The sequence below is a fragment of the Thioclava sp. ES.031 genome, assembly GCF_002563775.1.
Taxonomy (GTDB): domain Bacteria; phylum Pseudomonadota; class Alphaproteobacteria; order Rhodobacterales; family Rhodobacteraceae; genus Thioclava.
This window is the reverse complement of record NZ_PDJO01000001.1, coordinates 2,225,137-2,236,577: the sequence shown is the minus strand read 5'-3', so window position 1 is coordinate 2,236,577 and position 11,441 is coordinate 2,225,137. Positions and strand designations below refer to the sequence as shown.

At 66.2% G+C, this 11,441-nt stretch carries 8 protein-coding genes; 3 read left to right on the top strand and 5 right to left on the bottom strand.

Annotation, left to right across the window (positions count from 1 at the left end; translation table 11 throughout):
* Positions 1-154: 154 nt before the first annotated feature.
* The 5 genes from AXZ77_RS10715 to AXZ77_RS10695 form a co-directional block, all read right to left on the bottom strand.
* A complete protein-coding gene (locus AXZ77_RS10715) occupies positions 155-922 on the bottom strand; it encodes a crotonase/enoyl-CoA hydratase family protein (protein WP_098411144.1) in 768 nt (255 codons plus the stop codon).
* Entirely contained in the window at positions 919-2,595 is a 1,677-nt protein-coding gene (locus AXZ77_RS10710; RefSeq protein ID WP_255266472.1) for an AMP-binding protein, read from the bottom strand. Before AXZ77_RS10710 ends, AXZ77_RS10715 begins: the two co-directional genes overlap by 4 nt.
* An 89-nt stretch (positions 2,596-2,684) precedes the next feature.
* A complete protein-coding gene (gene arsJ, locus AXZ77_RS10705; protein ID WP_098411142.1) occupies positions 2,685-3,962 on the bottom strand; it encodes an organoarsenical effux MFS transporter ArsJ in 1,278 nt (425 codons plus the stop codon).
* Positions 3,959-4,957 (bottom strand): ArsJ-associated glyceraldehyde-3-phosphate dehydrogenase, encoded by a 999-nt coding sequence (locus AXZ77_RS10700; protein WP_098411141.1) that lies wholly within the window; start codon positions 4,955-4,957, stop codon positions 3,959-3,961. The genes arsJ and AXZ77_RS10700 overlap by 4 nt, the downstream gene beginning before the upstream one ends.
* A gap of 10 nt (positions 4,958-4,967) precedes the next feature.
* On the bottom strand, positions 4,968-5,807 hold the full coding sequence (locus AXZ77_RS10695) for a helix-turn-helix domain-containing protein (RefSeq protein ID WP_098411140.1): 840 nt from the start codon (positions 5,805-5,807) through the stop codon (positions 4,968-4,970).
* Positions 5,808-6,281: 474 nt separating this feature from the next.
* Between AXZ77_RS10695 and AXZ77_RS10690 the strand changes: the two genes are divergently transcribed.
* Genes AXZ77_RS10690 through AXZ77_RS10680 form a run of 3 tightly spaced genes read left to right on the top strand, consistent with a single transcriptional unit; the run spans position 6,282 to position 11,433 of the window.
* A complete protein-coding gene (locus tag AXZ77_RS10690; RefSeq protein ID WP_176536015.1) occupies positions 6,282-8,222 on the top strand; it encodes a dynamin family protein in 1,941 nt (646 codons plus the stop codon).
* Entirely contained in the window at positions 8,219-9,295 is a 1,077-nt protein-coding gene (locus tag AXZ77_RS10685) for a dynamin family protein (protein WP_098411138.1), read from the top strand. The genes AXZ77_RS10690 and AXZ77_RS10685 overlap by 4 nt, the downstream gene beginning before the upstream one ends.
* On the top strand, positions 9,292-11,433 hold the full coding sequence (locus AXZ77_RS10680; protein WP_078540636.1) for a dynamin family protein: 2,142 nt from the start codon (positions 9,292-9,294) through the stop codon (positions 11,431-11,433). The genes AXZ77_RS10685 and AXZ77_RS10680 overlap by 4 nt, the downstream gene beginning before the upstream one ends.
* The last annotated feature ends 8 nt before the right edge of the window (positions 11,434-11,441 follow it).

Genomic DNA, 11,441 nt, shown 5'->3' with positions numbered 1-11,441 from the left:
CACCTGTCTCGGGACGCCCACCCGAGGCTCGGGCGCGGCCCTTTCCGCGAAACACAGGCGCCCCCTGCGCCGCGACGCGCGGCGCGTTCGCCGCTGAAGCCTTCCACAGGAAGCCTTCCGAGACGCGGCTCACCCCAAGGCTCGGGCGCGGCCCTTATCTCCCGGACCACTCCGGCGCGCGTTTCTCGAGGAAGGCGCGGGCGCCTTCGGCGGCGTCTTCGCTCGCCATCACGGCTTTCAAGGTCCGTGCGTTCTCCGCCCAAAGCGGGTCGACCGCACGACGCTCGATCTCGCGCGACAGGCGCAGGGTCTCGCGCAGGGCCAAGGGCGCGTTCTTCGCGACCTCCTCGGCCAGTGCCAGTGCCGCCTCGAACGCTTGCCCGGCCTCGGCGCGCCGGGCGATCAGGCCCAGGTCCCATGCTTCCGCCGTGTCGAACAGCCGCCCCGTCAGGAGCAACTCGCGGGCGCGCGCCGGGGGGATGAGGCTTGCCAGCCGCAGCGCGCCACCGGCACCCGCCACCAGCCCGCGCAGCACCTCGGGCAGGCCGAAGCGGCAGCCGTCTTCGGCCACGATCATGTCGCAGCCCAGGGCGAGTTCGAACCCGCCTGCGAGCGCGGCGCCGTGGCAGGCGGCGATGATCGGTTTCGTGCGGTGGGATTCCGTCAGGCCGCCGAAACCGCCTTCAGCAAATAGTAACTCCTCGACCTTACCTTCGGTGAAAGCGGCGAGGTCCATCCCTGCGCAGAACACTGCGCCTTCGCCGCGCAGGATGCCGATCTGCAGCGCGTCATCCGCTTCCAGACGGGCCACCGCCTCGGCCAGGGCGTGGCCGGCCTCGGCATTGATCGCGTTGCGCCGCTCGGGGCGGTTGAGGGTGATGATCGCGATATTGCCGCGGGTCTCGAACAGGACGGGGCTCATAGGGCGGGCTCCTTGGGTAGGCGGGCGCGTAGCGCGTTGCGGATGATCTTGCCGGTGGTGGTCACGGGCATGTCGTCGATCACGTAGATCGCGCGGGGATATTCGTATTTCGCGAGCCGCGCGCGGACATGGGCGGCAAGGTCGTCGCGCAGCGCCTCGGTGTCGGCATGGCCGGGGCAGAGCGTGACGAAGGCCGCGACGATCTCGCCGCGCAGCGGATCGGGCTGGCCCACGACGCCCGCCATCTGCACCGCCGGGTGCGAGATCAGGCAATCCTCGATCTCGGCGGGGCCGACACGGTAGCCGCCGGTCGAGATGATATCGTCGTCGCGCCCCTTGAAGCGCAGCCGCCCACCGTCGCCGGTGATGCCCCGGTCGCCGGTCAGCAGCCAGCGCCCGTCGAGGCCGGTCACGAATTTCGCCTCGGTCGCGTCGGGCTGGTTGAAATAGCCCAGAAACATCACCGGGTCGGGCGCGCGCACCGCAATCGCGCCTTCCTCGCCATCGGGCAGAACCTGACCTGTCTGGCTGTCGATGATCGCGACCTCATGGCCCGGCACCGGCCAGCCCATCGCGCCGGGTTCGGGCGCCTCGAGGCTCGCGGCGGACGACACCACCATGTTGCATTCGGTCTGGCCGTAGAATTCGTTGATCGTGACGCCAAGCGCCTTGCGCCCCCAGTCGAGGAGCTGCGCGCCCAGAGGCTCGCCCCCCGAGGCGACCGAGCGCATATCGAGGTTCCACGTCAGGCTCTCGGGATCGGCCTTCATCATCTTCAGCGCGGTGGGCGGCAGGAAGGCGTTGCGCACGCTTAGCCGCCGGATCAGATCGGCGGCAGCTTTGGCGGAGAACTTGCGGAAACGGCAGGCCACGACCGGCACGCCGTGATGCAGCGCAGGCAGCAGCACGTCCAAGAGCCCGCCGATCCACGCCCAATCGGCGGGCGTCCAGATACGGTCGCCCTCCTGCGGCAGGAAATCATGGCTCATCTCGACGCCGGGCAGGTGGCCCAGCAGCACCCGGTGGGCATGAAGCGCACCCTTCGGATTGCCTGTGGTGCCCGAGGTGTAGATCAGCACGCCGGGGGTCTCGGCGCTGGTATCGACGGGGGTGAATTCGGGCGAGGCCGCGGCGAGGGCCGCATTGAAATCGGCCACGCCGTCCGCGCCGGTCCCACCGTCATCGGTGACGAAGACGGTCTGCAGATCGGGCAATTCGGAGCGGATCGCGGCGATCACCTCATAGCTCGCCGGATCGGTCACCAGCACCCGCGCGCCGCTGTCGCGCAGCCGGTGGAGCAGCGCCTCGGGGCCGAACAAGGTAAACAGCGGTAGCGAGACGCAGCCCGCCTTGAAGGCCGCGATATGGGCGATGGCGGTCTCGCGGCGTTGCGGCAGCAAGATCGCCACCCGGTCGCCGGTCTCACGCCCATCGCCGCCCACGCCCAGTCCGGCCAGCACATTGGCGAAGCGGTTGGACGCCTCGCGCAACGCGCCAAAGGTGGTCTCGCGCACCGCGCCGTAGCCATCCTCTTCGACCTCGATCAGCGCGACGCGGTCAGGCTCGCGCTCCGCCCATTTGTCGCATGTGTCGACGCCGATATTGTAGCGTTCGGGTATGTCCCATCGAAACGCAGCCCGCGTGGCCGCGTAATCCTTGCCGCGTGACAGCACCGGCTTTCCTCCCATTCTGCAAGCGGCGCGGGGGCCGCTCTCCTCCGCGCGCTACCAAAGCGTGGACGGGGCGGAATGTCCATCTCTGCTCACGGGCTCGTGAGGGATGTCTCGGGCGCAAGCCGCCCCGCCGCGAGCGCGCTCAAACCCACCATCACCGTCGCGGTGATCATCACGGCGGGCAGCCCGCCCATCTGGTAACTCAGCCCCGACAGCAGCGTGCCGATCAGCCGCCCGCCCGCATTGGCCATGTAGTAGAAGCCCACATCCATCGTCACCCGCTCGGCCTGCGTGAAGGCGAGGATGAGATAAGAGTGGAGCGAGGAATTCACCGCGAAGATCGCGCCGAAGGCCAGCAGGCCCACGACCAGCACGGAGCTGAGCCACAGCGACGGCGTCGGGTCGATCAGCACGGCGGCGCTGAGAAGGGCAGGCACGGCAAGCAGCGCCAGCGCCCAGTGCCGCGCGGCCCCGATCAGCGCGCCCTCGGGGCGGGACTTGGCGTTCAGAATGCGCGGGGCGGCGGCCTGCACCGCGCCGTAAAGGATGATCCAGAGCGCCATGAAGGTGCCCACGAGGAAGAAGGCCGCGCGGTCGCCTGCATGTGTGCCGTCCGACAGCACCGCGTAGAAATAGATCGGGATGCCGACGACGAACCAGACGTCGCGCGCACCGAACAGGAAGACCCGCGCCGCTGACAGCCAGTTCACATTGGCCGATTTCGAGAAGACTTCGGAGAATTTCGCGCCTTTGCGCCCGCGCGGCAGGCCCGGCGGCATCGCCACGACGATCGCGGCGAGGATCAGCGCCAGCACCACCGCCATCGCGACCACCGCGTAATCGAACCCGAGCGCGGCCAGCAGCGCCGCTCCCAGCAGGAAGCCCACGCCCTTCACCGCGTTCTTCGACCCGGTCAGCACCGCGACCCATTTGAACAGCCCGCCCTTGCCGGTGGGCGCCAGCAGCTTCACCGCCGATTTCGAGGACATTTTCGCAAGGTCTTTCGCAACCCCGCTGAGGCCCTGTACCACCATCACATAGGCCACCGAGGCCCCGATCGCCCAGGACGGGTTCAGCTGCGCCAGCGCGATCAGCGCCACGACCTGCAGCGACAGCCCCGCATAGAGCGTCGAGACCAGCCCGAACCGCGCCGCGATCCAGCCTGCCGAGAGGTTCGTCACCATCCCCGCCACTTCATACAGGATGAACAGATAAGCCAGCTGCACCGGCGAGAATCCCAGCGTGTGGAAATGCAGCAGCACCAGCATCCGCAGCGCGCCATCGGTGAGCATGAAGGCCCAATAGGCCGCCGTCACCGCGATATAGGCGGAGAAACCCTCGGGGCGGCTGGCGGGGCTCTCGCTCACAGCGACGCCCCCACCATCAGCGCGACATCGGCCAGCCGGTAGGCATAGCCCATCTCGTTGTCATACCACGCATAGACCTTCACCTGCGTGCCGTTCACCACCATCGTCGAGGGCGCGTCGATGATCGAGGAGCGGATGTCGTTGGTGTAATCCGAGGACACGAGCGGGCGCGTCTCGTAGCCGAGGATGCCGGTCAGATCGCCCTCAGCGGCGGATTTGAACAGCGCGTTGACCTCTTCGGCGGTCGTTTCGCGTTCGACCTCGAAGACGCAATCGGTGAGCGAGGCATTGAGCAGCGGCACGCGCACCGCATGGCCGTTCAAGCGCCCCTTCAGCTCGGGATAGATCAGCGTGATCGCGGTGGCCGAGCCGGTCGTGGTCGGGATCAGCGAATTGAGCGCAGAACGCGCGCGGCGCAGGTCCTTGGCGGGGCGGTCCACGATGGTCTGGGTGTTGGTCACGTCATGGATCGTGGTGATCGCACCGTGTTTGATCCGCAGGTTCTCGTGGATGACCTTCACCACCGGGGCGAGGCAGTTGGTGGTGCAGCTGGCCGCCGTCACGATGCTATGCGCAGCCGGGTCATAGGCGTCATTGTTCACGCCATAGACGATATTCGCGGTCGGGCCGTCTTTCACCGGGGCCGAGACCACGACCTTCTTCACGCCCGCCGCGAAATAGGGGGCGAGTGCAGATTCGGATTTGAAGACTCCGGTGCAGTCGATCACCACGTCGACGCCGTCGAGCGGCAGGTCTTCGATGTTTCGCGTGCCGATGAAGGGCAGGCGGGTGCCGTCGATGGTGACGCTGCTCTCGTCGCTCGCGAACTCCGCGTCCCAGCGGCCATGAACGGAGTCGAATTCCAGCAGATGCGCCTGCATCGCCGCATCGCCCACCGCGTCGTTGATCCATGCGATCTTCGCGCCGCGTGCCAGAAGCGGCTTCAAGGCGAGTTTCCCGATGCGGCCGAGGCCATTGAGGGCGTAGGTGGTCATGGTCAGTCCTTTAGTTGCGGCCGATGTCATCGACGGCGGATTGCAGCGCGATGCGGTCGAGCGTTGTAAGTGGCAGGGCGGCGAAGGCCTCGATCCGGCGGTGAAGCGCGCCATAGGCTTGCTGGAAGGCCAGCGCGCGCTCGGCCTCGGTGCCGGTGGCCTTCACCGGGTCCGCCATCCCCCAATGGCCGCTGATCGGTTGGCCCGGCCAGGGCGGGCATTCCTCGTTCGCGGCGAGGTCGCAGACGGTGAAGACGAAATCGAGCGGGGGCGCGTCCTCTCCCTGAAACTCGGAGATGTTCTTCGCCCGCAGGGGGGTGACATCATGGCCCTTGTCGCGCAGCACCTGCACCGCGAAAGGGTTCAGCTCGGAATAGGGTTTCGTGCCCGCCGAATAGGCGTTGAACCGATCGCCCGCGCGGTCTCGCAGGATCGTCTCGGCGAGGATGGAGCGCGCCGAATTTCCGGTGCAGATGAAAAGCACGTTGAATTTCCGGCCCGCCGCAGATCGCGTCATCGTAGGGTCTCCGCTTGGGTCGGGCTGCGCGAGAGGGGAGCAGATATCGGGGCGGCCCTGACAGCAGTCGATCAGCAGCGCATCGAAGAGGGAGCGCACAGTCTCCATCTCGATCCCGTAGCGCAGCGAAGTGCCCGCCCGCGTCTGACCGATCAGTCCGACCTCGCTCAGCGCTGCGAGATAGGCCGAGAGCGTCGAGGGTTTCAGCTCCAGCGCCGCGCCGATCTCGCCTGCGGGCAGCCGGTCGGGATACCGGCGCATCAGGAGCCGGAAGATCGCAAGGCGTTGCGCATGGCCCAGCACGGTGAGCCGCTGAGGTGTCATCTGATCCATATTTCGAGGTTTTACGAAATAAGAGAGTCGGATCAAGTGAAGCTTTGATGACAGGGCGCATTACACGCCAGAGTTGTAAACAATCCCATCGAAACGCCCGTGATATCAATGCAGCCGGAAACACTCACAAATTCGTGAAGAACCAAGGAAATAGGGCCGAAACGAGACTTCCCCAGCGTCACGCAATTGCAGAATCCCCAGCAAAGCAAAGAGAACAAACGCATTTTCACATCGTAGCCGGGAGGGCTAACTGCGCCGAAAACGGCAATTATGGTCGGTCTGCCATAATTTCTGCCGCATTTCGGACATGACTGGGCAAGAGAACTTTAAGCACGAACCGACCCAGCCGGTGCGTCGCCAAGAAGGGGGCGCGCGCCGTCCCTGTAACATTGGTGGTCTCGGGCGGCATGGGCGTGCCGGACCGTGTGTCACCCAAAAATCCGCATCGCCCCTGCGGAAAAGGAGAGCTCCCTCGTGTATGAAGCGAATTCCATCTTTGATTGGCATCGCCGTGGTTTCGAGGCGCTCAATTCTTACTGGGAGACGCTCGATCAGCTCGAACAGGCCGTAAAGGACGTCTCGGACGCCGATCTCGGTTTTGTCGAGGATCAGCTCGACAGCGTTCTGGAGACGATCGACGCGTTCGAGCCGACCGTCAGCGTCATCGGTCAGGTCAAAGCGGGAAAAAGCACCCTTCTCAACGCGTTGATCGGCAAGCCGGGGATGCTGCCCTCGGATGTGAACCCGTGGACCTCGGTGATCACGGCGCTGCATCTGAACGCGCGCCATCGCCCGATGGACACGCGCGCGCTGTTTCGGTTCTTCGACCGCCACGAATGGGATCGGCTTGTGGCGACGGGCGGGCGTCTGGGCGAGATGGCCAACCGTGCGGGCTTCGAGACCGAGGCGGAGAGCGTGCGCAAACAGGTCACCGCGATGCGCGATGCGACCGAGGCGCGGCTTGGCGAACAGTTCGAAGACCTTCTGGGCACCAGCCGCGCGTTCCCGACGCTCGATAAGGCGGTGCTGGATCAATATATCTGCTACGGCGATCCCGACGATCTGGCCGAAGGGGCCATCGAGGGCACCTATGCCGATCTGACGAAATCCGCCGATCTCTATCTCGATCTGCCGCATCTGCCGCGAGGCTTGTGCCTGCGCGACACGCCGGGGGTGAACGACACGTTCATGATGCGCGAGCAGATTACGCTCAACGCGATCGGCGACAGCCGCGCCTGTATCGTCGTGCTTTCCGCCCATCAGGCGCTGACCACGATGGATCTGGCGCTTTTGCGCATCATCTGCGCCATCGACGCGCGCGAGGTGGTGATCTTCGTCAACCGCATCGACGAGCTTGAAGACCCGCGCGGGGCGCAGGCTGCGATCCGCAACTCGATCCGCAAGACGCTGGGCCGCATGGGGCTTGGCGAGGAGATCGAGATCCTGTTCGGCTCGGGCTACTGGGCCAATTGCGCGATGGGCGATGTGAGCGAGATGGCGCCCGCCAGCCGCGCCGCGCTGGAGAAGATGACCGGCACCACGCCCAGCAGCGAGACCGAGCTGCGCCAGCGCGCGATGGAAGCCTCGGGGATCGGCGCGCTGATGCAGGCCGTCGTCTCGCGCATCGTCGAGGGGCCGGGGCAGGCCGTGCTGGGCGATGTGCAAGACGAGCTGGAGCGCATCATCGAGCGCGCCGAGACCGTCGATAGCGTCGCGCGCGTGGCCGATCCGTCCACCATTCTCAGCGAGTCCAAACTGATGCTCCGCCTCGCCGAGATCGAGGAAGAGGCGGTGTCGGCCTTCAATAACGAGGCGGCGGGGCTGCGCGCAGAGCTGCGCGAGCGGCTCGACCGGGCGCAGGAGCAATTCGTGGCCTCGGCGCTGGAGGCGCTGCAATCGCATATCGACACCTATGGCGAGATCGGCGCGTGGACCCACGACCCGACCGCGCTGCGTATGGCGATGAAGACGGCCTTCGCGTCGAATTGCGCGCGGCTGCGGCGCAAGGGGGAATCGGCGCTCGATATGGTCAGCGACGGGATCGACAGCTTCCTCGCCGCCGAGTTCGGCGTAATCCGCGAGGCCGATGTCAGCCGCTTCCCCGAACAGCCGCAACATCGCGCGCCGACCGTGCTGGCGCGGATGATCACGCTGGACATGCAGGGCGCATGGTGGCGTCGTTATTGGCGCTTCAACCGCAAGGGGGCGGCGCAGGCGCGCTATCGCGAGGTGATCATCGCGGAAACCACGCCTCTGATCGAAGATCTGATGACCGAATATTTCGACCCCGCCATCGCGCGCAGCCGCGAGATCGTGGAGCGCTTCGCCTTCGATCAGGGTCAGTTCTGCAAGGCGGTGCGCGAGCGCTGCCTGTCGGGCGCGTCCGGTCACGATAAGGAAAGGCTCTCGGCATGAACTCGCTGCGCAAACGTGAACGCCCCGACTTGCCGGATCTGTCGAAAGCGCAAGCCCCGCAGGCCACTCCGAAACCGCGCAAGCTGCGGGTTCTGGTCGCGGGCGAATTCTCCGCCGGGAAGACCAGTCTTATCAACGGGTTGCTGGGCGAGAAAGTGCTGCCCTCGCATGTCACCGCGACCGCGCTGCCGCCGATCTGGCTGGTGCGCGGCGGGGACCGGGCGCAACTTTGGATCGACAAGGAAGAGGTCGCGCGCCCGCTCGCCGATCTGGCGCAGCTCAATCTGGAGAAGGCGCGCTATTGCGTGATCGCCCATAACGCGCCGATCCTCGATCGGATCGACATCATCGACACGCCCGGTTCGTCGGACCCGAACATGCCGATGGAAAGCTGGCAGCGGATGCTGCGCTATGCCGATCTGGTGATCTGGTGCACCAACGCGACGCAGGCGTGGCGGCAAAGCGAGAAGGCGGTCTGGGACGAGATGCCCGAGGCGCTGCTGGCGCAGCCGATGCTGGTGGTGACTCATGGCGACCGTCTGGCTGATGAACGCACCCGCGCGCGACTGATGCGCCGGGTCGAGCGCGAGGCGGGGGAGGTCTTCCCGACGATCCGTCTGGCCGCGCTGACCGAGCCCTCGGACGTGGCGCAGATCGCGCGCGAGATCGAGCGGCTGGTCGGGCAGATCGACAAGCCTTCGGGGGCCGCGAACGAGACGGTCGCGAAATTCGTGGGCGAGCGCGACGTGATCGCCTTCCCGAAACCGCGCACGCCGGTCAAGCCGCGCCGTCTGCGCTCGGCGCGTCTGGTCAAGGCGGAAAGGGCGGAGCTTCCGGATGTGACGGATGCCGAGCCGCTGATCCTCGACTCGCCGCTGCCCGACTATCCGCCCCTGGAGCGCGCCCCGGCGTCGGGCTCGGCCCGCGCGCTCTGGGAGGAACTCACGGCGGGCCACGCCTTCACGGATGCCGCGGATGTTCTCGCCCATGTCGAGCATCTGCTTGATCGGCTGGACGCCGAGCCCCCGACCGAATCCGAGCCAGCCTACGCGAGCAAGAGGACCAAGCCATGAAGATTGCCCCGCAACTGCGTAAGGAACTCGACTTTCTCAACGGCGCGCTCGACCGGATCGAGGCCTCCGTCGAACGTAGTGCCCGTCCGCGCATCCGCGATCTGCGCTTGCGGCTGCATGACTGGGCGGCGCGCGTTGCGGTGATCGGGCAGGTGAAGGCGGGCAAGTCGACCTTCCTCAACGCCTTCCTGCACCAGCATGACTTCCTTCCCTCGGACGTGAATCCGTGGACCTCGGTCGTGACCAATATGCGCATCAACCTGCCCGAAGACCCGGTGACGGGTGCGCGGTTCGAGTTCTTCTCGGAGGCCGATTGGGACGAGATCATCAATGGCGGCACCCGCATCCGCAAGCTGACCGAAGAGCTGCTGCCGGGGTTCGACACCGACATCTTGCGCGAGCAGTCCGAGCAGATGCGCCGCCGCGCGCAACGACGTCTCGGCAAGCATTACCAGATGCTGCTGGGCCAGCATCACGATTACGACTTCCTCGCCCCCGATCTGCTGCAACGCTATGTCTGCGCGGGGCCCGGCGCGGATGACGGGTTGGAGCGCGAGGCGCTTGGCCGCTATGCGGCGCTCACGAAAAGCGCCAATATCTACATGCGCTTGCCCGAATTTCAGGTGCCCACGATCATCACCGACACGCCCGGCGTGAACGACCCGTTCCTCGTGCGTGACGAGTTCACCTGCCGCTCGCTCGACCGCTCGGACGTGTTCATCATGGTGCTTTCGGCGCATCAGCCGCTGACCGATGTCGACCTCGCCCTGATCCGCATTCTCGCCAAGCAGGACGACAAGGATGTGCTGATCTTCCTCAACCGGATCGACGAGCTCGACGATTACGCGGTCGAAGTGCCCCGCGTGATCGCCGATGTGTCGCGCCGTCTGCGCGCGGCGATCCCCGATATCGATTTCAAGATCGTCGCGGGCAGCGCCTATCTCGCCGACCTCACCCAGCGCTCCGACGAGGAAGCCGCCTGGGCGCGCGCCGAGATGGACTCGATGGAGCTGGCGCAATACCTGTATTCGCGCTTTGGCCGTGTGCCCGAGGATCCGATCGACCGGCTGCTGCTGGCCTCGGGCGTCGAAGAGGTCAAACATGTGCTCTCTGCCGTGATCGACGGCGGGGTGGGACGTCAGCAGCTCGCCCAACTGCGCGGCGATCTGCGCGCGGAGCTGTCGGGGATGCAATTCGTCGCCCGCCGCGAACGCGACACGCTGCAGATGCAGATCGAGAGCATCCGCTCGGACGTGGCGGAGGCCGCGATCGAGGAAATGAGCGGCGAGATCGCGGCGACGGAATCGCTGCGCGGTGCGCTCGAAAACCATGTCGAGAGCGCCGAGCATCAGATCGAAGCGGTGCTCAACCGCGGCTGGTCGGCGCTGGAGACACGGCTCAACAAGAGCATCGAGGATTTCGTCCTGAGCCAGCGCGACCGGTTCGAGGATGTCCTGCGCACCAACCGGATCCGCGACGGTCGTCCGCCGCGCAGTTTCGAGACCGACACGACCGCGCTGCAGATCGCGCTCGAACGCGAGGTGACGAAAAGCTACGCCCGCTCGCGTGCGGCGATCGACGTGCTGCTCGACAATGCGATCCATGCCTGCCGCACCACGGTCGCGGACCGGTTCGACGATCCCAGCGAAGAGATCGACCTGTCGGATATGCCGCATGACACGTTCACCTCGACGCTGACGCTGACCCGGCGCGCGCTGCGCATCAACTTCGCGCTGGAGCGGGGCTGGGCCTTCTGGCGCGGTCCGACCGTGAATATCGAGAAGACCCTCGACGGGTTGCGGATCGTGGCGGCGGAAGAGCTGCGCCCGGCGGTGGAGAAGATCCTGCAAGCCTATGGCGAGGCGCTGGTGGAACGCGCCAGCGCAGGCGGGTCGCGGCTGCGGGTGATGGTGCGGATGATGGAGATGATCGTGCGCGAGCGGACCTTGCAGCTCAAGCAGGAGCGGGCCGAGTTGGAACGGCTGGCCCGTGATCCGCAGATGCAAAGCCGCCTGGCGTCCCGGATCCAGAGCAAGCTGGAAGTGCTCGAACGGCGTCTGATCAATCTCGGGGCGATCGAGAGCGCCGTCAGCAGCACCATGATGCCGCGGCGCAAACCCGCGACGCGCGCCGCGTGAGGGCGAAG

What these genes read in the sequence shown, in the direction of transcription:
- AXZ77_RS10715 (WP_098411144.1), bottom strand. Translation starts at nt 922, where the DNA reads ATGAGCCCCGTCCTGTTCGAGACCCGCGGCAATATCGCGATCATCACC.
- AXZ77_RS10700 (WP_098411141.1), bottom strand. Translation starts at nt 4,957, where the DNA reads ATGACCACCTACGCCCTCAATGGCCTCGGCCGCATCGGGAAACTCGCC.
- AXZ77_RS10695 (WP_098411140.1), bottom strand. Translation starts at nt 5,807, where the DNA reads ATGGATCAGATGACACCTCAGCGGCTCACCGTGCTGGGCCATGCGCAA.
- AXZ77_RS10685 (WP_098411138.1), top strand. Translation starts at nt 8,219, where the DNA reads ATGAACTCGCTGCGCAAACGTGAACGCCCCGACTTGCCGGATCTGTCG.
- AXZ77_RS10680 (WP_078540636.1), top strand. Translation starts at nt 9,292, where the DNA reads ATGAAGATTGCCCCGCAACTGCGTAAGGAACTCGACTTTCTCAACGGC.